General features: G+C 71.2%; 20 protein-coding genes. 8 read left to right on the forward strand and 12 right to left on the reverse strand.

From position 1 onward, the window contains the following. Positions 1 to 290: 290 nt before the first annotated feature. Together ACPPVO_RS34150 and ACPPVO_RS34155 are read right to left on the reverse strand one after the other, a co-directional pair. Positions 291 to 5,252: an AAA family ATPase gene (locus ACPPVO_RS34150; protein ID WP_426502660.1), complete on the reverse strand. Its 4,962-nt coding sequence runs from the start codon at positions 5,250 to 5,252 to the stop codon at positions 291 to 293. 183 nt (positions 5,253 to 5,435) lie between these two features. Further along, positions 5,436 to 6,314 carry a septum formation family protein gene (locus tag ACPPVO_RS34155; RefSeq protein WP_426502661.1) on the reverse strand — a complete coding sequence of 293 codons (879 nt, stop codon included), beginning with the start codon at positions 6,312 to 6,314 and terminating at the stop codon, positions 5,436 to 5,438. 201 nt (positions 6,315 to 6,515) lie between these two features. Here ACPPVO_RS34155 and ACPPVO_RS34160 point away from each other — a divergent pair, with 201 nt between their 5' ends. Beyond that, entirely contained in the window at positions 6,516 to 7,259 is a 744-nt protein-coding gene (locus ACPPVO_RS34160) for a GntR family transcriptional regulator (RefSeq protein WP_426502662.1), read from the forward strand. Between the two features lie 318 nt (positions 7,260 to 7,577). After that, positions 7,578 to 8,198, forward strand: coding sequence for an NADPH-dependent F420 reductase (locus tag ACPPVO_RS34165; RefSeq protein WP_426502663.1), 621 nt, complete (start codon positions 7,578 to 7,580; stop codon positions 8,196 to 8,198). Here the strand turns inward: ACPPVO_RS34165 and ACPPVO_RS34170 are convergent. Beyond that, complete coding sequence (locus ACPPVO_RS34170; protein WP_426502664.1) at positions 8,185 to 8,835, reverse strand: TetR/AcrR family transcriptional regulator; 651 nt, start codon at positions 8,833 to 8,835, stop codon at positions 8,185 to 8,187. The genes ACPPVO_RS34165 and ACPPVO_RS34170 overlap by 14 nt on opposite strands. Before the next feature lie 126 nt (positions 8,836 to 8,961). On the opposite strand from ACPPVO_RS34170, the gene ACPPVO_RS34175 reads away from it, so the two are divergent. Beyond that, positions 8,962 to 9,696, forward strand: a complete 735-nt coding sequence (locus ACPPVO_RS34175) for an SDR family NAD(P)-dependent oxidoreductase (protein WP_426502665.1) — start codon at positions 8,962 to 8,964, stop codon at positions 9,694 to 9,696. Here ACPPVO_RS34175 and ACPPVO_RS34180 read toward each other — a convergent pair. Then, positions 9,685 to 9,873: a hypothetical protein gene (locus ACPPVO_RS34180; protein WP_426502666.1), complete on the reverse strand. Its 189-nt coding sequence runs from the start codon at positions 9,871 to 9,873 to the stop codon at positions 9,685 to 9,687. The genes ACPPVO_RS34175 and ACPPVO_RS34180 overlap by 12 nt on opposite strands. Positions 9,874 to 10,194: 321 nt before the next feature. Here ACPPVO_RS34180 and ACPPVO_RS34185 point away from each other — a divergent pair, with 321 nt between their 5' ends. The 4 genes from ACPPVO_RS34185 to ACPPVO_RS34200 all read left to right on the forward strand — a co-directional run bounded on the left by ACPPVO_RS34185 (position 10,195) and on the right by ACPPVO_RS34200 (position 15,368). Further along, a complete protein-coding gene (locus ACPPVO_RS34185; protein WP_426502667.1) occupies positions 10,195 to 12,567 on the forward strand; it encodes a ricin-type beta-trefoil lectin domain protein in 2,373 nt (790 codons plus the stop codon). Further along, positions 12,564 to 14,786 carry a glycoside hydrolase family 97 catalytic domain-containing protein gene (locus ACPPVO_RS34190; protein ID WP_426502668.1) on the forward strand — a complete coding sequence of 741 codons (2,223 nt, stop codon included), beginning with the start codon at positions 12,564 to 12,566 and terminating at the stop codon, positions 14,784 to 14,786. The genes ACPPVO_RS34185 and ACPPVO_RS34190 overlap by 4 nt, the downstream gene beginning before the upstream one ends. 174 nt (positions 14,787 to 14,960) lie before the next feature. After that, positions 14,961 to 15,194 carry a hypothetical protein gene (locus tag ACPPVO_RS34195; protein WP_426502669.1) on the forward strand — a complete coding sequence of 78 codons (234 nt, stop codon included), beginning with the start codon at positions 14,961 to 14,963 and terminating at the stop codon, positions 15,192 to 15,194. A gap of 6 nt (positions 15,195 to 15,200) precedes the next feature. Next, positions 15,201 to 15,368: a hypothetical protein gene (locus ACPPVO_RS34200; protein WP_426502670.1), complete on the forward strand. Its 168-nt coding sequence runs from the start codon at positions 15,201 to 15,203 to the stop codon at positions 15,366 to 15,368. Positions 15,369 to 15,535: 167 nt separating this feature from the next. Here ACPPVO_RS34200 and ACPPVO_RS34205 read toward each other — a convergent pair whose 3' ends face one another. The 7 genes from ACPPVO_RS34205 to ACPPVO_RS34235 all read right to left on the reverse strand — a co-directional run bounded on the left by ACPPVO_RS34205 (position 15,536) and on the right by ACPPVO_RS34235 (position 21,509). Then, a complete protein-coding gene (locus tag ACPPVO_RS34205; protein ID WP_426502671.1) occupies positions 15,536 to 16,513 on the reverse strand; it encodes a DUF1963 domain-containing protein in 978 nt (325 codons plus the stop codon). A 35-nt stretch (positions 16,514 to 16,548) separates the two neighbouring features. Beyond that, the gene (locus ACPPVO_RS34210) at positions 16,549 to 18,903 is read right to left on the reverse strand and encodes an ATP-binding cassette domain-containing protein (RefSeq protein ID WP_426502672.1); all 2,355 of its coding nucleotides are present in this window, start codon (positions 18,901 to 18,903) and stop codon (positions 16,549 to 16,551) included. Positions 18,904 to 18,916: 13 nt separating this feature from the next. Further along, complete coding sequence (locus tag ACPPVO_RS34215) at positions 18,917 to 19,366, reverse strand: pyridoxamine 5'-phosphate oxidase family protein (protein WP_426502673.1); 450 nt, start codon at positions 19,364 to 19,366, stop codon at positions 18,917 to 18,919. Then, positions 19,363 to 19,719, reverse strand: coding sequence for a VOC family protein (locus tag ACPPVO_RS34220; protein WP_426502674.1), 357 nt, complete (start codon positions 19,717 to 19,719; stop codon positions 19,363 to 19,365). The genes ACPPVO_RS34215 and ACPPVO_RS34220 overlap by 4 nt, the downstream gene beginning before the upstream one ends. A gap of 92 nt (positions 19,720 to 19,811) precedes the next feature. Beyond that, entirely contained in the window at positions 19,812 to 20,114 is a 303-nt protein-coding gene (locus tag ACPPVO_RS34225; RefSeq protein WP_426502675.1) for a MerR family transcriptional regulator, read from the reverse strand. A 523-nt stretch (positions 20,115 to 20,637) separates the two neighbouring features. Then, positions 20,638 to 21,066 (reverse strand): MarR family winged helix-turn-helix transcriptional regulator, encoded by a 429-nt coding sequence (locus ACPPVO_RS34230; protein WP_426502676.1) that lies wholly within the window; start codon positions 21,064 to 21,066, stop codon positions 20,638 to 20,640. A gap of 11 nt (positions 21,067 to 21,077) precedes the next feature. After that, positions 21,078 to 21,509 (reverse strand): SRPBCC family protein, encoded by a 432-nt coding sequence (locus ACPPVO_RS34235; RefSeq protein ID WP_426502677.1) that lies wholly within the window; start codon positions 21,507 to 21,509, stop codon positions 21,078 to 21,080. Between the two features lie 109 nt (positions 21,510 to 21,618). Between ACPPVO_RS34235 and ACPPVO_RS34240 the strand changes: the two genes are divergently transcribed. Beyond that, positions 21,619 to 22,866: a vanadium-dependent haloperoxidase gene (locus ACPPVO_RS34240; protein ID WP_426502678.1), complete on the forward strand. Its 1,248-nt coding sequence runs from the start codon at positions 21,619 to 21,621 to the stop codon at positions 22,864 to 22,866. A gap of 22 nt (positions 22,867 to 22,888) precedes the next feature. Here ACPPVO_RS34240 and ACPPVO_RS34245 read toward each other — a convergent pair whose 3' ends face one another. Beyond that, positions 22,889 to 23,554, reverse strand: coding sequence for a tetratricopeptide repeat protein (locus ACPPVO_RS34245; protein ID WP_426502679.1), 666 nt, complete (start codon positions 23,552 to 23,554; stop codon positions 22,889 to 22,891). Positions 23,555 to 23,968 lie beyond the last annotated feature (414 nt).

Consider the following 23,968-nt stretch of genomic DNA (forward strand, 5'->3'; position numbering starts at 1 on the left):
GACCTCCTTCGTACACTGCCTATGCCGATAGTTCGTCGATGTCAAGGCAGAGCACTTCGCTACTTGAGGCCCCTGCCGCCCAGGATGGACCCGGTGACGGTCCGGCCGTTGTACAGCACGCAGTAGCAGAGCGCGACCGGTGTGCTCGAGGCACGGTCTGCCCGGTCGCGCCACCGCTCCACCATCGGCCACCACGAACGCGACGGCCCGGAACGTCTCATGGAGGTGGCGGGTGAGGGAGTTGGCACAATCTCGCAACCACTGACCAACTCGACGAGCAGGATCGGCCGTTAACTCGGCGTTCTCGCGGCGGTGAACGGCAGCTCCAGGCGCAGGCTGGTCCCCGCACCGCGGGGGCTGTGGAGAAAGATCCGGCCGCCGAGCGCCTCCACACGGTCCTTGAGGCCGACCAGGCCGGTGCCGCGGGCAAAGTCGGCACCACCGACGCCGTCGTCCTCAACCGCGACGCGCAGGACACTGTCGGCGGCGTCGGTCTCAACGGTGACCGTGACGGCCGAGGCCCGCGCATGCTTGGCCGCGTTCGTCAGCGCCTCGGCGACGACGTAGTACGCGCTGACCTCGACATGCTCGTGCAACCGCCGCGTCACGTGCGCGTCCAGGTGGACCGGGATCGCCGAACGGCGGGCGAGCGCGCGCAGCGCCGGGCCGAGGCCGCCCTCGGTCAGGATCGCCGGATGGATGCCGCGGGCGATCTCGCGCAGCTCGTCCAGCGCACCGACTGCCCCGGCGGCGGCGCCGTCGAGCTGCGCGCGGAGCGCGTCGAGCTCGGGCGGCACCGCAGCCTGCACACTGCGCAGCTGCAGCGCCAGCGCGACCAGCCACTGCTGAGCGCCGTCGTGCAGGTCCCGCTCGATACGCCGGCGGGTCTGGTCGGCGGCAGTGATGATCCGCGCACGAGACGTGGTGAGCGCGGCGTACAGCTGTGTGTTGTCCAGGGAGACGGCAAGTTGCCCGGCGATGAGCTTGACAGCGTCGAGCCGGTCGGTGGTGAACGCTCCGCGGATGAGGCGATTCTCCAGCAGCAGCACCGCCTGTAGCGCGCCGCGGCTGACGATGGGCAGGGCGACCACCGAGCAGCAGGCGAGGTCGGCGAAGTACGGGTCGCGGGCGAAGCGGTCGTCGCTGGTGGCGTCGCCCACGACCAGCGGTCCGCGGCTCCGCTGGGCGTAGCGCAGCACGGACATCGGTACCGTGTGTTCGTGGCCGGTGCCGCTGAGCGGGATGATGCCACCGGCGCCGCCGGGCAGCAGCCATTGTTGCCGGTCGTCGCTCCACAGCAGCAGGAGTACGGCCGTGGCGCCGGTCATCGCGCTGAGCACCTCCACCAGACGGGAGTGCAGCCCTTCAATGCTCGTCTCGGAGCTCAGCACCCGCGACGCGGACAGAACGCCGAGCAGATCGATCGTTCCGGTCGTGACGGTGGAACGACGATGGCAAAAGTCATCGGACTGGTCGCCAGGCTGCCCAGTGGACGCGTCGGGTTGTGGCCGCGGGGTCGGGTAGGCCCAGTCGAGTTGGTCGACTTTCGCCGTCGCGCCCCAGGCAAGGTACTCCCGGCGGGCTTGGGCGAGAAGGTCGCAGCCGGCCTGTTCGACGCCGTGGGTCAGATAGAAGCGGGCCGCCCGTTCGGTGATCAGGGCCCGATGCCATGGCCGCTGACGGCCGGCGACCTCGCGCCGGGCGGCGTCGAAGGCGAGGACGGCTGCGCGGAAGTCGCCGACGGCCCAGGCCCGCTCCGCCTCGAACAACCGCAGCAGGTGCAGGAAATTGTCCGGCGCGTTCGCGGCCCGTGCGGCCAGCCACTCAGTCACATCGTCCAGTTCGGACAGCAGACCGCCGCGCTCGTCACCGTGGCTGTCGCGGGCCTGCCCGGCGAGGGCCAGCCCGTGTAGCAGGTGGGTCATGCCGATCGTGTGGAGGCTGGCAGCCCTTGGTAGCAGCGGCATTGCCGCCGTGGTGTGCCGCGCCAGCGCGACCTGATCGCCGAAGATGGCAGCGGCCAACGCGCGGGTGACATGCGCGTTGAGAAGCGCTTGGACGTTGTCGGCGTACCTGTCGGCGTCGACCGCCTCACCGACTTCGATGGTGCTTTCGCCGCGCAGCACACCAGCCAGCCACTGGTAGCTGTCGAACAGTTCGCCGATCTGCCTGCCGCCGGTCCGCCGAACGAAGGCCAACCCGGCCTCCACCTCCGCGACGCAGACGTCCAGCGATGGCGCGCTGTCCAGCAGTCCCACAACAGTTGGGTGGTAGGTGTACCCGGCGTTGGCCAGGTCGCCCCCCGCGATCAGCCCTGCCCGGGCACGCTGAGCTGTTTGGACACTGTTTTCGACCGGTTCGAACCAGCAGCTCAGCAGAGCGGACTGGAAGCGCACCTGCGAGGTGTCGGGCTCGTAGCAGCGGGCCTCGCCCAGCGCCAGGATCCGCCGCATCGCCTGCCACCCGGCGGCGTAGTCGCCGAGCGTTGCGCCAGCGGCGAAGGCGATGTGGCTCACCGGTCCGAGGAGGGCACAGGCGGGGCCGTGCTCGATCCAGATCCGCACCGCCTCCAGGCTCAGCCCGGCGAGCGTGGCGTGGTCGGCGGACATGTGGGCCGCCGGCAGGATCGCGTTGATCAGACGGGCCGTGGCGAGCAGCCTCGCGTCGGTGATCTCCGGGCGAGCCAGATCATCCGCGGCGTCGATGTCCTCCAGCCACCGGTACAGATGATCGAACTGATGGTCGAGCTCGGTGGAGAGCCGGTCCGCAACCGGCAGGGTGATGCCGAGTGCACGCAACGACTCGATGCCCAACCCGATCGCCTCCGCAAAACGGTTCCGGTGGGTCAGGCTGCGCGCCTGCACCACCGTCGCGTCCGCCCGGTCCATGGCGTCGGTGCACAGCCCTTCGATCGTGCGGTACTCCTCGTCCGCCTCCTCCAGGCATCCCAGGCTGTACAGCGCGGCGTGCCGGCGGGTGTGCACCGCGACGCGTGTGGCGACGTCGCCCGGGTCGATGAGCCCTACCGCGGCGGCCAGCAGCGCGTTTACCAGTGCGTAGCTCCCGATCAACGTCGCCTGGTCGCTGGCGCGCCGCAGCAGCCCGACTACCACCCGCCGCTCCGCCGGGTCGTTGACAGCGTCGACCACCGGCAGGTACAGCTCCGCCGCGCACGCGAACCGCTCCGGCACCCCGGCCAGTCGTCGCGCCATCGTCAGCCGCAGGGTACGGCGCCGCTGCGGACCCAACCCGCGCAGGACCACCTCGCGGAGCCGGTCGTGGCGGAACCGCACCGCCTGGCGTACCCCGGGTTCCAACACCAGCAACCCCCCGTCGAGGGCTGGCGCCAGCCGCTGTTCCACCACGCCGGCCGGCCCACCGACGGCGGCCCGCAGCGCGCTCAGCTCGGCTCGCCCACCGAAACACGCCATCGTCTCCACCACCTGCCGAGACTGCGTCGGCAGGGCCTCAACCCGCGCCGCCAGCAGCCCGGCGACCTCGCACTGGCCCAGGTGAGCGCGCACCGCCGCCGCGTCCCACCGCCACCCGGCGGCCGTCGCGGCCAGCACGCCCTCACGGCGCAGCGCGTTGAGCAGCTCCACCGTCTCGTACGGATTGCCGGACGTGTACGGGTTGATCAGCTCCACCAGGCCCGCCGCCGCGGCCCGGTCCACGCGGAGCATCTCGGCAACCATGGCGGCAACGCCGGACACCGGCAGGTTGACCAGCCGCAGGTGCCGTACCTCAGCCTGGTCACGCCATCGAGACAAGGCCGCCGCCAGCGGATGTGTCGCGTCCAGGTCGTCGTCGCGGTACGCGCCCACCAGCAGCAGGCCGTCGATCTGTTCCTCGCTCAGCACGAGATCGACGACACCGAGTGGCGTGCATCCCGCCCACTGCAGGTCATCGACGACGAGAACCAGCGGTCGTCTCCGCGACACGACCGCCCGCAACACGTCCACCGCCGTGCGCTGCGCCCGCACCTGCGCGGTCAGCGGATCCCCGGGATCGGGCGGCACCCCCAGCAGCGCCGCGAAGTCCGGCTGTACCGCGGTCAGCAGACCCACGTTCGGGCCGACCGCCTCCAGGATCCGCTCGCGGACCTTGGCGAGCTCATGCTCCGGCTCGGCCAGCAACAGCCGACCCAATGCGCGAAGCGCCTGAAAGACCGCGTCGTACTCCAGATCCCGCCGGTACTGGTCGAACTTGCCCACCACGAACCAGCCGTCACTGCCCGTCACGATCGGCCGCAGCTCATCGACCAACGCCGTCTTGCCCACCCCCGGCGCTCCGCCGACCAGGACCCCACGACGCCGGCCCGCCATCGCGTCCTCGAACGCCGCCTCCAGCGCCGCTACTTCGTCATCGCGTCCCACCAGCCGTGGCGGCAGCAGTTGCAGCGGAACATCCCTCTCGCCGACCCGCAACCGAGCCGCCGCACGCGGGTCGGCGTCCCGCAACCGCTCCAGGTCGTAGATCACGCCGTCGGCCGTCTGGTAGCGGTTGTCCGGCTCCTTCTCCAGCAGATGCATGATGATGTCGGACATCGCCCGGGGTACGCCCCGGTTCACCTCGGCGGGTGGTACCGGCACACGAGCCAAATGATCATGTGTCAGCCGCAACGGGTCACCCCAACCGAACGGCGGCTCACCCGTCGCCAGCTCATACAGGGTGGCGCCCAACGCATACAGGTCGGCGCGCTGATCCACGGGCCGGCCGGTACGCCCGGTCTGCTCCGGCGCCAGATAGGGCAAGGTCCCGACGATCTCGGTGTGGTGCGTGAACTCGGGACAAAGCTCGGCGAACGGCGTCGCCAAGGCGAAATCCACCAGGTAAGGGGCGCCGTCGCGGGAGATCACGATGTTCGCCGGCGTGATGTCCCTGTGCATCAAACCCCGCCGATGCATTCCCGCCACTGCCCTGGCCAGCCCCACCGCCAGCCCGATCAGGTCATCAACCGCCAGCGGCTTCGGCCGCCTGGCCAGGCTTGTGCCGTCGACATCGTCCACGACGATCACCCCTGGACGCCGCGACGCCTCCACCAGCTGCGGGACTCCAGCGACACCACGCAGCCGCTCCAGGATCACCTCCTCATGCCGCAGCCGGCATTCCGCGTCCGGGCCCAACGGCTCCTTGCAGACAACCGTGCGCCCGGCAAGGAACAGCCTTGTCACGCGCGTGCGTTCGCTCTCATGCACTGTTTCGCCCTGAACGGGTGGATCTCGACCCAGCAACGTCTTGCCTGCTCCCATCCCCACACCTCCGCGCACAATCGCCAGAATCCACCCTATACCTTGTTTATGCCCATCTTTCGGACGAAGGCGACTGCGTTCTGAACGACGCGACCACATGATTTCGCGAATTGGCGCGAAGCCCGGTGGCATATGCCCCCGTGATCATGGTGATCTCGTCGGCGATCCGGGTCGAGCACCTCGCTACTTGAGGCCCCTGCCGCCCAGGATGGACCCGGTGACGGTCCGGCCGTTGTACAGCACGAAGTAGCAGAGCCCGACCGGTGTGCTCGAGGCCCAGCGTTCCCGGACGGGCGTGTACGAGACCGTGTACTTCCACCTGGCGTCGACGGTCTTCGCCGGGACGCCGATCTGCGCGGCGATCTCGTCGCGGCACGGGTCCAGGTACGGTTCCGAGGTCTTGTCGTCGTCCGGGGCCGCCCCGCCGTAGCCGATCGTGACCGCGCCGACGAACTCGGCGGCGTGCGGCTTGTCGCAGGGGGCCGCGGTCATGCTCTGCTCGTCGTTCGGGTGCCGCAGCGTGTAGCAGTGCGGTTCCAGCGCGGTCTGCCCGGCGGCGTGCGAACCCTGGACCGTGGCCACCTGGACGAGCCCCGGGGCAGCATCCGCGATGACCAGCTCGCAGGCGAACCAGCGGGCGCCGTCGTGCCAGTCCCCCGCCAGCGGAACGCTCAGCTCATAGGTGGCGCCGCGGCGTCCCAGCGGTACACCCGAATAGGCCGCGGTCTTCGTGCGGCACTCCGCGTCCGCGCCGGCCAGCTCCTTGGCCCCGGCGACGGGCGGCTCGGGCGTCGTGAGGTCCAGGCGGCCGACGGCGGTGACCTCGGACTGGTGCGGCTGGGCGCAGTCGACGCGGGCCGCGCCCATGATGGCCGTCGCGATCGGACGCGCGTAGCACTGCCCGGCCACGGGCACGGGCACCGTCGGCGCGGCCACCGCCGGCGCGGCCGAAGCGGACGGCGAGGGCGGGGCCGGCACCGGCGCGGGGGCCTTGCTGGAGCAGCCGCCGACGACGAGCAGGGCGGTCAGAGCGAGCGCGTGGCGGTACCGCTGAAACGACACCGGCACACAGAACCGCCCGTGTCCGGAACGCGCAACATGATCTGTGGCACAGCGGACGATCGGAGCGCCGGGGCGCGCGCTCAGCGCCCAGAGGCGGATGGTCCGGCCGTCGGCTTCCAGGTCAGGGCGCTCGCCGTGGCGCGGCTGGAACGGGCCGGGCGCCGTTATAGTTGATATCGCGTGAGGCGTGATGGAGGCGATGTGGAGCGCCCTGCTGCGGTGGTCCGCCCTATTGAGTCCCGATCCGTCGCCGAGCAGGTGATGGCCGAGCTGCGGCGCTCGATCCTCGCCGGCGACCTGGCGCCCGGCCGGGAGTTCTCACTGCGCGAGATCGCCGAGCAGCTGCGGGTCAGCATCATTCCGGTCCGCGAGGCGCTGCGCAGCCTGGAGAGTCAGGGCCTGGTACACATGCGGCCCGGTCGCAGCGCCGTGGTGGCCCCGCTCGACCTGGAGGAGCTGCAGAGCATCTACCGCCTGCGGCGCCGCCTCGAGCCGGAGATCGCCCAGCGCTCCTGCCGCCTGCTGTCCGAGGCCGACCTCGACCGCCTGCGCCACGACGTCGTGGAGCTCGGCGACGCGCAGCGCGCGATCCACGAGATCTACGAGGCGCACCACGAGTTCCACCGGGCGCTGCTTGCCCCGGCCGCGACCAGCTGGGATGTCCGGATCCTGCTGACGCTGTGGCGGGCCGCGGAGCGGTACATCCGCATCGGCTCCGGCCGTCCCGACCCCGACCCGGAGGAGCACCGGCGGCGCGAGCGGGCCCACGAGGAGCTGCTCGACGCGTTCCGGCAGCGCGACCCGGAGGTGGTTTCGGCCGCCGTGCATCAGCACCTCGCACGCAGCGAGCAGATCGCGCTGCCGGCCCTGCGCGACCCGGCCGACGCCGCACCCCCCGCCGGCAACAACAACCCGGTCCGCCGTCGTTCACGCCGCACCGGCTGACTGCGCCGCTCCCGCTGCATCGGCTGACCCGCCGGGCCGTGGCCACCCGCGCCACCGCAGGCCCAGGCCGCCCACACCGCGACGACTTTGACCCGCAGCTCCTGTTATCACATATAACGACTACGTTCAGCGCGGCGCTGCAGCTCACCCCCCGTCTGTGGCCAGAGCACCAGACCATCCGGTACCTTAAGTACGCAGATCGGTGTACATAACGGCGGCGGTGGTGCATCACGAGCTTGGAGCGGCCGTCACAGGCAGATGGGCCGGATGCAGCGCTGCCCCACAAGTGGCAGCTGTCCCAGCGGAAGAGAGCACATCATGAGCAGCATCAGCGTCATCGGCTCGGGGAACATGGCCAGCGCCATCGGCGCCCTGGCCCTCAAGGGCGGCAACGCCGTCGAAGTCATGGGTCGCGATGCGGCCAAGGCCGCGGCCCTGGCCGATGCACTCGGCACCGGCGCCACGGCCGGAACGTGGGGCGCCACCCCGGCCGGCGACATCGTGATCCTCGCCGTGCTGTTCGACAGCGCCGTGCCGGTCGTCAGCCAGTACGGGGACGCGCTGGCCGGCAAGATCATCGTCGACATCACCAACCCCTTCAACTCCAGCGTCACCGGGCTGGCCGTCCCCGGAGACACCTCCATCGCGCAAATGGTCGCCGAGGCCGCCCCCAGCAGCGCCCATGTCGTCAAGGCGTTCAACACCCTGTTCCGCGACGTCCTGGCGGCGGGCGGCCCGCTGGATGTGTTCATGGCCGGCGACGACGCGCAGGCCAAGGCGAGCGTGTCGGCGTTCATCAAGAGCCTTGGACTGCGCCCGCGGGACACCGGCGACCTGAGCATGGCGCACTGGCTGGAGGGCGCGGGCCTGCTGTCCGTCGGTCTGGGCCGCTATGGCGTGGGGAACTTCAACTTCTCCCTCGGCGTCAACGTCGGCTGAGCTCGCCGCCGGATCCGGCGCGCGGCCCCGTCCCGGCCGACAGGTTCCCGCCTGTGCCGGGCGGCACCGCCGCCGGAGGAATGGCGTTGTCGATGAGGACCGCTGCGATGGCGGCGGCGGTGGCGAAGGTTTCGGTGTTGAGGACTCGGTTGCGGGCCGAGGCGCCATCCAGCAGCAGCGCCAGTTGTTCGCCGAGCTGTTCGGGGTCGGCGGCGCCGGCCTCGCGCGCGGTTTCGGTGAGCCGCGCGGCAAAGGCTTTCTTGTAGTCGCGGGCCTCTACGCGGGCCGGGTGGCCCGGGTCGTGGATCTCGACGGCCGCCGCGATGAACGGGCACAGGGGCGCGTGAATGTCGAAGGCGGCGAGGAGTCGTTCGCGGGGTGTGAGGTCGGTGCGGTCGAACACCTCGGGCAGGATGTCGGGATCGAATCGGCGCAGGTGTTCGGCGATCAGCGCGTCTTTGCCGGTGAAGTGCTGGTAAAACGTGCGCTTGGACACCTGGGCCACCGCGCAGAGCTGGTCCAGGCCGGTGCAGTTGATGCCTTGGTCCCGGAACAGTTGCTGTGAGGCGCCGAGGATGCGCTCCCGTGCGCCCCGGCCGCGGCGCAGGCCTCGCGGCCCCTTCTCCAACTCCGTCACACACCAAGCGTAGCCCAGTTGGGTAACGACCGGTGTGCATAGCTTGCGGGCCGCGTCCCCGTCCGATACGTTAAGCACGCCGATCGGTGTACATAACGTCGGTGTTACCTAATGGATGGAGTGATCGTGGGCAAGCTCGACGGCAAGATCGCGGTGGTCACCGGCGCGACAAGTGGCATGGCACTGGCCGGTGCCAAGTTGTTCGTTGACGAAGGAGCTCATGTCTTCATCTCGGGCCGGCGGAAGGACGCGCTGGAAGAAGCCGTCAGGCTGATCGGCCGGAACGTGACAGGCGTGCAGGGCGACGCGGCAGACCTCGACGATCTGGACCGTTTGTTCGACACGGTCAAGCGGGAAAAGGGCGCGATCGACGTGTTGTGGGCAAGTGCCGGGACGGGCGAGCAGGGCAGGCTCGGCGAGATCACCGAGGAGCACTTCGACGCCGCCTTCTGGCTCAACGCGCGCGGCACGCTGTTCACGGTCCAGAAGGCGCTGCCGCTGTTCAACGATGGGGGCTCGATCTTCATGACCGGGTCGAACGCTTCGCTCAAGGGCTACCCCGAGTGGAGTGTGTACGCGGCGAGCAAGGCCGTGCTGCCCGCCTACGCACGGGTGTGGGTGTCCGAGTTGAAGGACAGGATGATCCGGGTGAACGTGCTGACCCCCGGCCAGGTCGCCACACCGAAGCAGGAGGAGTTGTTCGACGAGGAGATGAAGGCGCAGTTCGAATCCCTGATCCCGCGGGGCAAGATGGGCCGCCCTGAGGAGATCGCGTCGGCCGCGTTGTTCCTCGCCTCGGACGACTCGAGCTACGTCAACGGCATGGAGCTGGTTGTCGACGGCGGCACCTCAGCGATCTAGCAGTCCGTAGACCACCAGCGTCGGGGTGGCCGCGATGAGCGCCGCCGCGGCGATGAGGTTCTGGTTGGCCACGAACTGGCCCTGGAGGTCGGCCAGGGCCGAGGTGATCGGTGAGCCGCCAATACCGGGCTGAGCGGATGTGACATCGGGGCCTGCGGAAGCACGACAATCCAACATCTCCCAACGAAATCCGACGCAACAAGAGCGCGGATCCTGACGGTCGTCAATCCCCTCGCCGCCATCGTTCGGGCAGATATTGACGAAACCAAACGCCAGAATGCGGGCAACCGACGCAAGCCCACGCGCCCGACCACTCGTCCCACGAGGCCGACCGCTAGGCGCCGCCCCCCGATGTCAGGCCTTGACAGAACCGTGCCCGCCGACAAGTCTCCCGAGACATCGACGGTGTTATCGCACATGTTCGATCATGGCTTCCCATCGATGTGATGCCGCTCCCCCTCTCTCACCCTGTTCCGCCAAACAGTGAAGGAGAGTCCCATGCACCATGCACGTCGCGGCCTCGTCGCCCTCGCGGCGGCGAGCCTGCTGGTCGCGGTCACGGCGGCCGCCGCCCCGGCGAGCGCCGCCACCACAACGGTCAACGTCAACGGCGGCATCGTCGGGCGCACGTTCGACGGCGTCGGCGCCATCAGCGGCGGCGGCGGCAACTCCCGCCTGCTCGTCGACTACCCCGAGCCCCAGCGCAGCCAGATCCTCGACTACCTGTTCAAGCCCAATTACGGCGCCGCCGTCCAGCTGCTGAAGCTGGAGATCGGCGGCGACGCCAACTCCACCGACGGCTCCGAGCCCAGCCACGAACACGTGCGCGGGGACGTCAACTGCGACGCCGGCTACGAGTTCTGGCTCGGCGAGCAGGCCGTGGCGCGCAACCCCGGCATCCGCATCGTCGCCCTGCCGTGGACCGCGCCGGGCTGGATCGGCGGCGGCAACTTCTGGTCGCAGGACATGATCGACTACGACATCGCGTGGCTGAACTGCGCCAAGGGCCACGGCATCAACGTCGGCTACCTCGGCGGCTGGAACGAGCGCGGCCACGACAGCGGCTGGTACAAGAACCTGCGGACCGGCCTGAACAACGCCGGGTTCGGCTCGGTGCAGATCGTCGGCGACGACAGCGGCTGGGGCATGGCCGACGAGTTCGCCGCCGACCCGGCCCTGAAGACCGCCGTCGGCGTGCTCGGCAACCACTACGTGTGCGGGTACCTGTCGCAGGCCGACTCCTGCAGTACCACCGCCAACGCCCGATCCAGCGGCAAACCGCTCTGGGCCTCCGAGTTCGGCTCCCAGGACGACATGAGCGGCGTCGTGCCCTACATCCGCACGGTCAACCGCGGCTACCTCGACGCGGAGATCTCCGGCTACATGAACTGGCCGCTCATCGCCGCGATCACCCCGAACCTGCCCTACGCCACCGTCGGGCTGATGGACGCGGGCTCGCCGTGGTCCGGCGCCTACCGGGTCGGCAAGAACCTGTGGGCCAACGCCCACTACGCGCAGTTCACCCAGCCGGGCTGGAAGTACCTCAACAGCTCCGCCAGCGGCTACCTCGGCGGCAACCGGGCCAACGGCAGCTACGTGTCGCTGAAGTCGCCGAACAACACCGACTACACCACGGTCTACGAGACCAGCGGCACCACGTCGACGCAGACCGTCAACGTCACCGTCTCCGGCGGCCTGAGCACCGGTACCGTGCACGTCTGGGCGACCGACATGGGCTCGGACAACCCCGCCGACTGGTTCGTGAAGCAGGCCGACGTCAGCCCGTCCGGCGGCGCCTACAGCCTGACCATGCAGCCCAACCGCATCTACACCCTGACCACCACCACCGGACAGGCCAAGGGCGGCGCCGCGAGCCCCGCCACGCACGGCCTCGCGCTGCCGTACTCCGACACCTTCGACGGCTACGCGGTGCGCAAGCAGCCCCGCTACACCGAGGACATGCAGGGCTCCTTCGAGACCCGCGCCTGCGCCGCCGGCCGGTCCGGCACCTGCCTGCAGCAGGTCGCGCCGCAACGGCCGATCAACTGGCAGGACGACAGCGACGCCTACACCCTCTTCGGCGACTCCGGCTGGACCAACTACACGGTCAGCCTGGACGTGAACATGCAGCAGGCCGGCACGGTCACGCTGCTGGGCCGGGCCAACATCCAGAACCGGCCGCAGAACCGGCAGGCGGCCTACCAGCTGCGCATCGCCAACACCGGCGCCTGGTCGATCGTCAAGCACAGCAACACCAACACCGACACCACCCTGGCCTCGGGCAGCCGCGCCGCGCTCGGGCTCAACTCCTGGCACACCCTGAAGCTCGGCTTCTCCGGCGGGCAGATCACCGCCACCGTCGACGGCGTGACCGCCGGCACCGCGAGCGACTTCTCCTACGGCAGCGGCCAGGCCGGCGTCGGCGTCGTGGGCTACCAGACCGACCAGTTCGACAACCTCAGCGTCACGGCCAACTCCGGCCCGGTGCTCAGCGTCCTGCGCGGCGTCGGCTCCGGCCGCTGCGCCGACGTGCCCGCGCTGTCGCAGACCAACGGCACGCAGCTGGCGCTGTGGGACTGCAACGGCGGCGCCAACCAGACCTTCACGCCGACCGCCTCGAAACAGCTGCAGGTGTACGGCACCAAGTGCCTCGACGTCGACGGCGCGGGCACCGCCGACGGGGCCAAGGTACAGATCTGGGACTGCAACGGCGGCACCAACCAGCAGTGGAACGTCAACGCGGACGGCACCGTGACCGGCGTCGGCTCCGGCAAGTGCCTCGACGCGACCGCCAACGGCACCGCGAACGGCACCCTGCTGGAGATCTGGACCTGCAACGGCGGGGACAACCAGAAGTGGGCGAGGTCATGAGAAGAGCCCTGTCGATATTCGCGGCCGCCGTCGTGCTCCCGGGCGCCGCCGTCCTCGTCACGCCGGCCCCGGCGTCCGCCGCCACCACCTGGACGGTCGCCGGGCCGTCGGCGGGCACCACCGCCGCGCAGGTCAGCCTCGACAGCGGCGGCCTGACGTTCGCGGTGTCCAACCAGGGGCAGACGGTGCTGTCGCCCGCGCCGATCGGCATCGTCACCACCGCCGCCGACCTGTCCCGGAACCTGACCTTCACCCAGCGCGCCGACCGGACCGTCACCGAGTCCTACACGATGACGACCGGCAAGCAGCGCAGCCGCAGCAGCACCTACAACGAGACGACGCTGTCGTTCACCGGCAGCGGCGGCGCCCGCCTCGACGTGGTCGTCCGGGCGTCGAACACCGGCGCCGCCTACCGGTACGTGCTGCCGGGATCCGGCCCGGTGACGGTGAGCCGCGAGGCGTCGTCGTGGAGCGTCCCGGCGGCGTCGAACGCCTGGCTGGTCCCGCCCCAGGCCGAGGACCAGGGCCGCTGGTTCCAGGCCACCGCCGGCGGCGCCCCGACCGGCAGCAACTACCGGGTCCCGGCGCTGTTCGAGGTCGGCGGGCGGTGGGCGCTGCTCGCCGAGACCGACCTCGACGGCCGCTACGCCGCGTCCTACCTGACGCACGCGGCGGGCTCGGGGACGTACACCACCGCCCTCGCCGGCGGCGTCAGCACGACGCTGCCGCTGAGCACCCCGTGGCGCACCGCCGCCGTCGGCGACCTCGGCACCGTCACCACCTCGACGATCGTCGACGACCTCGCCGCGCCGTCCAAGGTGGCCGACCCCTCGTGGGTGCACCCCGGCACCGTCAGCTGGTCGTGGCTGACCGAGCACGCCAGCCCGTCGGACCAGAACCGGCAGCGGCAGTACATCGACTTCGCCGCCCGCAACGGCTGGAGCGCGGTGCTCATCGACGAGGGCTGGTCCTCGAGCTGGGTGCCGGACGTGGTCACCTACGCCCGGTCCAAGGGCGTCCAGGTCATCCTGTGGTTCAACTCCGGCGACCTCAAGACCTCCCAGCAGCGCGAGAACTGGCTGCCGCTCATCAAGGGCTGGGGCGTGGCCGGCGTCAAGGTCGACTTCATCTACGAGGACACCCAGCCGACGCTGCAGTGGTACGACGCCGTCCTGGCCCGCACCGCGCAGCTGCAGCTGATGGTGAACTTCCACGGCGCGGCCACCCCGCGCGGCCTGCAGCGCACCTGGCCGCACGTGATGACCGCCGAGGCGGTGTTCGGCGCCGAACAGTACCTGCGGGCCGACTTCAACACGATCCTGCCCTTCACCCGCAACGCCATCGCGAGCATGGACTTCACCCCGGTCGTGTTCAGCCTGGCCAACCGGGACACCACCGACGGGCACGAGCTCGGCACCGCGATCGTCTTCGAGTCCGGCTGGCAGCACCTGGCCGACAACCCGGAGAGCTACGGCGCCCACCCCGAGGCCCTGCGCATCCTCGACCAGCTGCCGACCGCGTGGGACGAGACCCGGCTGCTCGGCGGGCGGCCCGGCCAGGAGGCGTACTTCGCGCGGCGGGCCGGCGGGCGCTGGTACATCGGCGGCATCTCGGCTCTGTCCGCCAAGACGTTCAGCTCCCCGCTGTCGTTCCTGGGCGGCGGGCAGTGGCTGGCCGAGACCGTCCGCGACGGCGCCGGCGGGCTGCTGCGCGAGACCCGGACCGTCACCAGCGCCGACACGCTCAGCGTCCCCGTCGCCACCCGCGGCGGCTTCGCGACAGTCGTGTGCCCGTACACCGCGGGCATGACGACCTGCAGTACGCGCGACATCCCGTTCGCGCTCAAGGGCCGGCAGTCCGGGCGCTGCGCCGACGTGCCCGGACTGTCGCAGGCCAACGGTACCCAGCTCGCGCTGTGGGACTGCAACGGCGGCGCCAACCAGGTCCTCACCCTCAGCTCGTCGAGGCAGCTGCTGCTGTACGGCGGGACGAAGTGCCTCGACGTCGCCGGCGCCGGCACCGCCGACGGGGCGAAGGTGCAGATCTGGGACTGCAACGGCGGGACGAACCAGCAGTGGACCCTGAACGCCGACGGCACCGTGGTCGGCGCCGGCTCCGGCAAGTGTCTCGACGCGACCGGCAACGCCACCGCGAACGGCACCCTGCTGGAGATCTGGAGCTGCAACGGCGGCGACAACCAGAGATGGGCGCGGTCATGAGTCGCCGCCGCCGGGGTGCCCGGCCTCCTCCCAGCCCCGGCCCACCCCGCTGACGCTCGCGGTGTCAGCTGAGCCGGTGCGACCGGGGCCGAGAACACCGAGATCCGGACCGTCGAGTACGGCGCGAAGTCGTGTCCGAGCACCGTGATCCGCTCCCCCGGCACGGCGGTGCTGATGGCGCCCTTGTCCGTGGTGAGGGTGGCGTCCGCCGCCGGCGGGGTGCGCGGTACCGGCGGCAGCGCGGGCGTCACGCTGCCCGGCACGCCCGCCGCCGAGTTGCGCCCGTGGACGCCCTTCGCGACCACCGAGACCGTGTACGTGCGGCCGGCGCCCGCGCCGAGCACGCAGCTGCCGTCGGCCGGGCCGGCTTCGCAGGTCGCCGGCCCCGGGTCGGCGGTCACCAGGTAGCCGCTGATGCCGGAGCCGGCCGGGCCCGCGACCCAGGTGACCGTGATCGAGGCGTTGCCGGCGACGGCGGTGACGGCCGGCGCGCCGGGCGCGATGCTGGGCGTCGCCTCCCGGGCGGCGCTGGGGTCCGAGCTGATGGTCCCGCCGGCGACCGCGACGACGGTGATGGTGTAGCTCGTGCCGTTCGACAGCCCGTTGATGGTGCACGACGTGCCGGGCGAGGCCTGGGTGCAAGCCAGGACGGGCGTGGACTGCCCGGTCGGGACCGCCGACGCGTGGTAGACGACGCTGCCGGTGCCGGGGTCCAGGTGACGGTGACGGTCGTGTCGCCGGGCTCACACCTATTCGGTGAAGGCGGTGCAGGACATGGCCCGTTCGAATCGGCGGGCGGCCAGGTCGTCGACGCGGATCAGGAACCGGCCGATGTAGACGTCGTCACCGGGATCGAACTGCACGAGCGGCACCCACTCGGCCATGACCCGGTGCAACTCCTCCTCCAGCCGGAAGTCCTCCTGCCCCGGCGCGATGACCAGGTCGGCGGCCTCCTGCCGGGCCTCGAGGTTCTCCTCGGCCAGGGTCAGCTCCGGGCCGGTGTACAGGTGCTCGGTCTGCATCTCGCCGATGACCCGGGTGTAGCCGCCGAACTTGAACTCGGCGTAGGTCCCGTCCGGCCAGAGGCGCTCGGCCAGGGCACAGAGCTCCCGGCGGTGGGGCAGGTCACGTATCAGCTCCCGCTGGAAGTCGGACAGGCCGCCCTCGCCCTCCCCGTCCTCGTCGTTGTCCAGCCAGTCGGGCCGCTCCGCATGGACGACGGCGAACAGGACGCGCTCCGGGCCGACGAACCCGCGCATCGTGCTGAACATGTGCTCCTCGTGGTCCGGCTCGTCCGCTGTCGCGGTGTCGGTGCCGGCCGGCACGTAGACGATCCGCGCGTGCTCCTGCTCGTCGACGCGGTCGAAGGTCTGGTAGGCCCACTCGTGGTGCAGGAAGACGAGCAGCGAGCCGTCCGGCGGCAGCGCGAACCCGCCGGCCTCCGGCAGCGCCGCGCAGTCGAAGGACGCGACGAAGGGCAGCGGGCCGCCCGGGCCGCTCGGCCACTGCACGCCGACCGGCAGCCGGGGCCGCCCGCCGGCCCGGCCGACCGGGACGTCGGCGGTCTGCCCGGGCGGGATGCCCTTGGGATGCCCGACGAGCACGCCGTTGTCGCGGCGCTCGACCGCCCAGATCGCGAATCGCAGGAACCTGGCGAACGTGCTGACCTCGTCCTGCGGGATGCCCGCCTCGCTCGCCGCGCGACGGAACCGGTCGTGATGGTCCATGCCGGTCACGATGCCAGATCCATCGATGTGCCGGTTCAGCGGCGGGTGTACTCCGCGAGGTGCTCGCCGGTCACCGTCGAGCGCGCCGCGACCAGGTCGGCCGGGGTGCCCTCGAACACGATGCGGCCGCCGTCGTGGCCCGCGCCCGGGCCGAGGTCGATGATCCAGTCCGCGTGGGCCATGACGGCCTGGTGGTGCTCGATCACGATCACCGACTTGCCCGCGTCGACCAGCCGGTCCAGCAGCCCCAGCAGCTGCGCCACGTCGGCGAGGTGCAGGCCGCTGGTCGGCTCGTCGAGGACGTACACGCCGCCCTTGTCGGCCATGTGCGTGGCCAGCTTCAGCCGTTGCCGCTCGCCGCCGGAGAGCGTGGTGAGCGGCTGGCCGATGCCGAGGTAGCCCAGGCCCACATCGGCGAGCCGCTCGAGGATGGCGTGTGCGGCGGGCAGACGGGCCTCGCCGGCGCCGAAGAACGCCTCGGCCCCGGTGACCGGCATCGCGAGCACCTCGCTGATGTCGTACCCGCCGAGCTTGTACCGCAGCACCGAGGCCTCGAAGCGCTTGCCCTCGCACTCCTCGCACACCGAGGACACGCCGGCCATCATGCCCAGGTCGGTGTACACGACCCCGGCGCCGTTGCAGGTCGGGCAGGCGCCCTCGGAGTTCGCGCTGAACAGGGCCGGCTTGACGCCGTTGGCCTTCGCGAACGCCTTGCGGATCGGTTCGAGCAGCCCGGTGTACGTCGCCGGGTTGCTGCGCCGGGAACCCTTGATGGCGCCCTGGTCCACCGACACCACCCCGGCGCCGGGCGGGATCGAGCCGTGCACGAGGGAGCTCTTGCCGGAGCCGGCGACGCCGGTGATGACGGTCAGCACGCCGAGCGGGATGTCGACGTCGACGTCGCGCAGGTTGTGCGCGTTCGCGCCGCGGATCTCCAGCATCCCGGTCGGCTTGCGGACCGTGTCCTTGAGCGCGACCCGGTCGGCGAGGTGCCGGCCGGTGGCCGTGTCGCTCTTCTTCAGCTGGGCCAGGGTGCCCTCGAAGCAGATCTGGCCGCCCGCGGTGCCGGCGCCCGGGCCGAGGTCCACGACGTGGTCGGCGATCGCGATCGTCTCCGGCTTGTGCTCGATGACGAGCACCGTGTTGCCCTTGTCGCGCAGCTGCCGCAGCAGGTCGTTCATGCGCGCGATGTCGTGCGGGTGCAGGCCGACGGTGGGCTCGTCGAAGACGTACGTCACGTCGGTGAGCGCCGAGCCGAGGTGGCGCACCAGCTTGACCCGCTGGGCCTCGCCGCCCGACAGCGTGCCGGCGGGGCGGTTCAGGGACAGGTACCCCAGGCCGATCTCCACAAAGCCGTCCAGCGCGTGCCGCAGCCCTTCCAGCAGCGGTGCCACCGACGGCTCGTCGAGCTTGCGGACCCACTCGGCGAGGTCGCTGATCTGCATCGCGCACGCCTCGGCGATGTTGATGCCCGCGACCTTCGAGGAGCGGGCCGCCGTGGTCAGCCGGGTGCCCTCGCAGTCGGGGCAGGTCTGGAACGTGACCGCCCGCTCGACGAAGGCGCGGATGTGCGGCTGCATCGCCTCGACGTCCTTGGCCAGCATCGACTTCTGGATCTTCGGGATCAGGCCCTCGTAGGTCAGGTTGATCCCGTCGACCTTGATCTTCGTCGGCTCCTTGTGCAGGAAGTCGTGCAGCTCCCGTTTGTTGTACTTCTTGATCGGCTTGTCGACGTCGAAGTACCCGCAGCCGAGGAAGATCCGGCCGTACCAGCCGTCCATGCTGTACCCGGGCACCGTGATCGCGCCCTCGCTGAGCGACTTGCTCTCGTCGAACAGCTGGGTCAGGTCGAGGTCGGTGACGGACCCGCGGCCCTCGCACCGCGGGCACATCCCGCCGAGGCGCTCGAACGTGGCACGCTCCGTCTTGCGGTTGCCGCGCTCGACGGTGATGGCGCCGGTGGCCCGCACCGACGGCACGTTGAAGGAGAACGCGTTCGGCCCGCCGATGTGCGGCGTGCCGAGCCGGCTGAAGAGGATCCGCAGCATCGCGTTGGCGTCGGTCGCGGTACCGACGGTGGACCGCGGGTCGGTGCCCAGGCGCTGCTGGTCGACGACGAGCGCGGTGGTCAGCCCCTCGAGCCGGTCCACCTCGGGCCGCGCGAGCGACGGCATGAAGCCCTGCACGAACGCGCTGTACGTCTCGTTGATGAGCCGCTGCGACTCCGCCGCGATCGTGCCGAACACCAGCGAGCTCTTGCCCGAGCCGGAGACGCCCGTGAACACGGTCAGCCGGCGCTTCGGCAGCTCGATGCTGACGTCCTTGAGGTTGTTCTCGCGTGCACCGTGCACGCGGATCAGGTCATGGCTGTCAGCAGCGTGCTTGCTCATGTACGTCTCCTCGTCAGGAAAGCCAGCGCCCGTCGCGCATGATCTCGCGGCCGCGCAGCTCATTCTCCTCGCGCCAGGCCTGCACGCGGCGGGGCGTGATGCGGAACCAGCGGTACGAGGCGCCGTACTCGCGCGGGTCGAACCCGCTCCGCGCGGCGAACCTGTCGCCGGCCTCCTGCGGCAGCGCGTCGATCGCGAGCACCTCGACGTCGCCGTCGATCATCGACACATCGCGGGTGAGGCCGAGCCCCACCCGCGCTTTCCGCGTCGCGATCAGGTTCCGCCCGGTCGGGCTCGCGGCCTGGGTGGCCACGAGCAGCGCCTCGCCGTCCCAGTCAAAGGACAGCGGCACCAGGTACGGCTCCCCCTCCGTCGACGCGCTGGCGACCCACACGTCGACGTCCTGGGCGAGCCGCTCCTGCGTGCCGGCGAGGCGCTCCGCGCGGGATCGGGCTGCGGTCACTGGTCCTGCAGCAGACCGAGCACGTTGCCGTCGACATCGACGACGGTGGCCACGAGCCGCCCGCCGCCCACGTCGCGCGCCGCGTCCTTGACGGTGGCCCCGGCCGCGGTGACCTCGGCGATCTTCGCCGCGATGTCCGCCACGTGCCAGTAGGCGACCGGGGTCGAGTCGGTGTGGCCGCCACGGTCCGGCACGAGGCCGATCTGCTGCCCGGCGTGCGTGTAGCCGACGTAGTACGGGGAGTCGGCCTGGGGCTCGATGCCGAGCAGCGCCGTGTAGACGGGCTTGGCCTTCTCGAGGTCGGCGACGGGGTGGAGCACTGTCTGGATGCCCATGTTCTCGGTGTTCGTCATGCGGTTGAGCCTATGGGGTGCCCGGAACCCCGTGCTTCTCGATTCCTGATCGAAGTCGCGATCATGCCGCTTCGGGGCGCCGGGCGGGTGGGTCAGTTCGGGTTGCGGGCCTCGTTGATGCGCAGCGCCTCTTCGAGCTGGTCCTCGAGGATGATGATCCGGCAGGCGGCCTCGACGGCGGTGCCCTGGTCGACCATTTCCCGGGCGCGGGCGGCGAGGCGAAGCTGGTAGCGGGAGTAGCGCCGGTGTCCGCCGGCGGAGCGGTGGGGGGTAATCAGTTTCAGCTCGTCGAGGCGGCGCAGGAAGTCCTGCGAGGTGCCGACGATTTCCGCGGCCCGGCCCATCGTGTAGGCGGGGTAGTCCTCGTCGCCGAACATGTCATCCGGTTGGGCCATATTGCCTCCGCGCGTGTTGAGGGCCCCGGCGCGGTAGCACCGGGGCCCAAGGTTATGGGTTGAACACCATCTACCGACACGTCCGTCGGCTTGTTGAATCCGCCCCGAACGCCACAGACAGCGCCGGGTGCGAGGATCGCATAAGCGTGACCGGAGACCACCTTTCGTTCGATGGAAACTACGGTGTCCGACCGGCTGAACTGTGCCGGTACGGGCGATCCAACGGTGTGCGCCCCTCCCTTTCCTCTGCTTCTCGTTGCCTTGCCTTGTCGCTGTCCGCCGGCCTGAGGTCCACGCAACTTCACGACCTCACCAGCGGGTGGAACTCGTCCTACGGGCGATGCCACCAACGAAATCTCTGGCTCACCCAACCTCGTACCGCTCTACGCCCAGCTGTCGGGGCGTTCCGTCAGCGTCTTTTCGTTCCCTCTGTTGTGTACCCCATGAACGTTAGCCGCGACCGCCCAGCATGTCTAGTCCCTCCGGCACAGATTTTCTGGGTGACCCACCGGAAGCGTTACTCTCAGCGGCGGGCGGCCAGGGGACGGAGCAGGTCGACGAGGCCGCGCGCGTCCGGGGTGGCGGCGAAGAACCGGGCGTCGGCGGCCTCGACGACCTCGATCGCCCGCTGGGCCACCGCGGCGCCGCGCTCCGTGACCCGCAGCAGCTTGGCCCGGGTGTCGGAGGGGTCGACGGCCCGCTCGACGAGCCCCTTGTCCTCGAGCTTCTGCAGTACCTGCGAGGTCATCTTCACGTCCGTGCCGGCATGGGCGGCCAGGGCGTGCTGGCGGGGCGCCTCGCCGGCCCGGTTGAGCCACCAGGCGCTGGCCAGCAGCACGAACTGCACGTGGGTGAGATCCAGCGGGTGCAGCGCGGCCGCGATGGCGCGCTGCCAGCGCAGGGTGACGTGCCACAGCAGGAAGCCGGGGCTCTCGTCGGGCTGTTTCGGCATCCTCGGATCCTCTACCCGGCGGCCGGGACGGCCTCCGCCTGGCGGCACAGCGCCGCGACGACGTCGGGGAAGTCGGCGGTGATGGCCGGGCCGAGCTCGGGGCCGACGTGGCCGGCGGCGGGGCCGGTGATCTCGGTGCGGTACACCACCCGGGTGCCGCCGGTCGGGAGCGCCTCGAGGCGGTGGACGGTCGTGACCTGGAAGTCGCCGGCGTCCATGACGTCGGTGAAGCGCTCCCCCGGTACCACCTCCGTCAGTTGCATCGAAATGGGCTCCTCCCCCGGCGGGGTCATCGTGAAGCGGGTCCCGGGCGCGAACGGCCCGTCGACGGCGATCTCGGCGACCCCGGCGTTCCAGGCCGGCCAGGACGGCACATCGGCCCAGACGGCCCAGACGGCGGCGGGGTTGGCGGTGCTGTCGGCGGCGTACTCGTACTCCCACATGGCCTTCTCCTTAATTAGTCTGCGCAGAGATTATCGCCGCGCAGACTAATCTGCAAGCCGTCCGCGATTCCCTATTGAGTCGATCGGAAATAACTACTATGGTCACGACGTGTTCTCATCGAAGCCTCTGACTCGCCGGGCCGTGCTCGCGACCGCCGCCGGCGCGGGCGCCGCCACCGTGCTGATCCCGTCCGCGGCCCGCGCATCCGTGCCGCGCGCCGACACGCTGCTGGAGTGGTACGACCGCACCGCCACCACCATCGGGGTCATCACCGGGCCCCAGCAGGTGACGAACAGCCGCACGTGGGCCATCGCCTGGATCGCCGCCGGGCGCGCGGTGGCCGCCGTGCGCCCGGGCGCCGACGCGGAACTGGCGCTGGCCGCCGCGGTACACGAAACGCTCATCACCACCAACCCGGCCGCCGCGCCGGCGCTCGACGTGGCCCTCGCCGCCACCCTGGCCCGGCTCCGCGTGCGCCACCCGGACCCGGCCGTCGCCGCCGGCGTCGACGCCGCCCGCGCGTTGCTCGCCGAACGGGCCGGCGACGGGCTCGACCCCGCCTCGGTCAACCGGCCGTTCACGCCGCCGGCGGCCGCCCCCGGCGTGTGGCAGCCGACGCCGCCCGCCTTCGCCGGGGCCGTGCAGTCCGGACAGGGCGACGGGCGGCCGTTCTTGGTGCGCAGCGTCGACCCGCTGCAGCCCGGGCCCCCGCCGGCCCTCGGCAGCGCCGTCTACCTGCGCGACCTCGCCGAGTCGCGGGCGGTCGGGGCGGTGGACAGCACCGTACGCACCCCGCAGCAGACCGCGGTGGCCCGGTTCTGGTCGCAGACCTCGCTCAACGGCTTCACCGGCGCGCTGCGCACGACCGTCGCGCCGCACGGCTCGCACGCCGCGGACCGCCGCCCGCTCGCCCAGCGGGTCGCGCTCGTCGCCCTGTTCCACGCGGCGACGATCGACGCGCAGATCACGACGTACAAGGCGAAGTACCGCCACCTGTTCTGGCGCCCGGTCACCGCGATCCGGACCGGTTCCGTCGCGCCCGACCCGGCGTGGACGCCGTTCCTCGCCACGCCCGCACATCCGGAGTACCCGTCGGGGCACACCACCTACGCGGGCGCGGCCCAGGCGGTACTGGAGTCGCTCGCCGGGCCGCCGCGGGCCCCGTTCACGCTGACGAGCGCGGTGGCGACGGACGTGACGCTGACGTACCGGCGCTGGTCGGAGCTGACCCAGGACAACATCGACGCGCGCGTCTGGGAGGGCGTGCACTTCCGCAACACCGACGAGACGGGCGCGGCGATCGGGCGGCGGGCGGCCCTGGCCGGACTCGCCCGCTGGCACGGCCGCCCGCTGTAGCACCACCGGTCACGCGGCGGCCTCACCCGTTGGCGACGGCGTTCAGGACGGGCCGGGCCAGGCGCTCCCGGATGTCGTCGGCCGCGGGGTGGCCCGAGGCCGCGAGGATGGTCAGGGCCCCGCGCCAGGCGTCCACGGCCCGGGCCGGGTCGCCCGCCGCGTGGTGCAGGTCGCCGATGTGGGTGAGGGTGTCGGCCTCGGAGAAGCGGTCGCCGATCTCGCGGAACAGGGCCAGCGCGCGGCCGTAGTGGTGGCCGGCCTCGTCCGGGCGGCCCAGGCGGTGCAGGACATAGCCGATGCTGTCCATGGCCGAGGCCTGGCCGTGGCGGTTGCCGGTTCGGCGGTGCAGCTCGAGCGCCTCGCCGCAGGCGGTCAGGGCGGCCTCGAGGCGGCCGAGCTGGGCGTGGGACCAGCCGATGCCGTTGAGGGCGCTGGCCTGGCCGGCCTCGTCGCCGGCGCGGCGGTACAGGTCCAGCGCCCTCAGGTCGTGGTCCATCGCCTCCGGCTGGCGGCCCAGCGTCTCCAGGCTGAAGGCCATGCCGCGGTGCAGGTAGGCCTGGCCGGCCGCGTCGCCGAGCTCGGCGAACAGCTCCCGGGCGCGGTCCAGGTGCGGCAGGGCGCGCTCGTGGCGGCCCCGGCGGCCGTAGGCGCGGCCCAGGCCGGCGTGGCTGTGCGCCTCGGCGAGCACGTCGCCGGTGCGGCGGGCCGCACGCCAGCCGTCGCGCTGTACGGCGAGCCAGGTCGTGCCAGTGGCCGTGGTGGTCGAGGAAGTCGGCCAGGCACCAGGCGAGGCGCCAGGCGTGACCCCAGCACCCGGCGTCCACGGCCAGGCGTACCGCGGCGAGCAGCATCTGGCGCTCGGCGGCGAACCAGGCCGCGGCCGTTTCGCGGTCGGCGAACGTCCGGGCGACGACGCCGGCGGCGGGCCGGGGCGGGTCGATCGGGCGGCGGTGCGGGCAGAAGCCCACGGCCGCGGCGTGGGCGGTGGCCAGGTAGTGGTCGAGGAGGCGTACCACGGCGGCGCGCCGCTCCTCGTCCGGCTCGTGGGCCCGGGCCAGCTCGGTGGAGTACACCCGCAGCAGGTCGTGCATTGCCCAGCGAC

It is taken from the genome of Dactylosporangium sp. McL0621, from assembly GCF_049995355.1.
In the GTDB taxonomy this organism is placed as follows: Bacteria; Actinomycetota; Actinomycetes; order Mycobacteriales; family Micromonosporaceae; genus Dactylosporangium.

What these genes read in the sequence shown, in the direction of transcription:
- ACPPVO_RS34150 (WP_426502660.1), bottom strand. Translation starts at nt 5,252, where the DNA reads ATGGGAGCAGGCAAGACGTTGCTGGGTCGAGATCCACCCGTTCAGGGC.
- ACPPVO_RS34165 (WP_426502663.1), top strand. Translation starts at nt 7,578, where the DNA reads ATGAGCAGCATCAGCGTCATCGGCTCGGGGAACATGGCCAGCGCCATC.
- ACPPVO_RS34180 (WP_426502666.1), bottom strand. Translation starts at nt 9,873, where the DNA reads ATGTTGGATTGTCGTGCTTCCGCAGGCCCCGATGTCACATCCGCTCAG.
- ACPPVO_RS34185 (WP_426502667.1), top strand. Translation starts at nt 10,195, where the DNA reads ATGCACCATGCACGTCGCGGCCTCGTCGCCCTCGCGGCGGCGAGCCTG.
- ACPPVO_RS34190 (WP_426502668.1), top strand. Translation starts at nt 12,564, where the DNA reads ATGAGAAGAGCCCTGTCGATATTCGCGGCCGCCGTCGTGCTCCCGGGC.
- ACPPVO_RS34195 (WP_426502669.1), top strand. Translation starts at nt 14,961, where the DNA reads ATGGCGCCCTTGTCCGTGGTGAGGGTGGCGTCCGCCGCCGGCGGGGTG.
- ACPPVO_RS34200 (WP_426502670.1), top strand. Translation starts at nt 15,201, where the DNA reads ATGCCGGAGCCGGCCGGGCCCGCGACCCAGGTGACCGTGATCGAGGCG.
- ACPPVO_RS34205 (WP_426502671.1), bottom strand. Translation starts at nt 16,513, where the DNA reads ATGGACCATCACGACCGGTTCCGTCGCGCGGCGAGCGAGGCGGGCATC.
- ACPPVO_RS34210 (WP_426502672.1), bottom strand. Translation starts at nt 18,903, where the DNA reads ATGAGCAAGCACGCTGCTGACAGCCATGACCTGATCCGCGTGCACGGT.
- ACPPVO_RS34220 (WP_426502674.1), bottom strand. Translation starts at nt 19,719, where the DNA reads ATGACGAACACCGAGAACATGGGCATCCAGACAGTGCTCCACCCCGTC.
- ACPPVO_RS34225 (WP_426502675.1), bottom strand. Translation starts at nt 20,114, where the DNA reads ATGGCCCAACCGGATGACATGTTCGGCGACGAGGACTACCCCGCCTAC.
- ACPPVO_RS34230 (WP_426502676.1), bottom strand. Translation starts at nt 21,066, where the DNA reads ATGCCGAAACAGCCCGACGAGAGCCCCGGCTTCCTGCTGTGGCACGTC.
- ACPPVO_RS34235 (WP_426502677.1), bottom strand. Translation starts at nt 21,509, where the DNA reads ATGTGGGAGTACGAGTACGCCGCCGACAGCACCGCCAACCCCGCCGCC.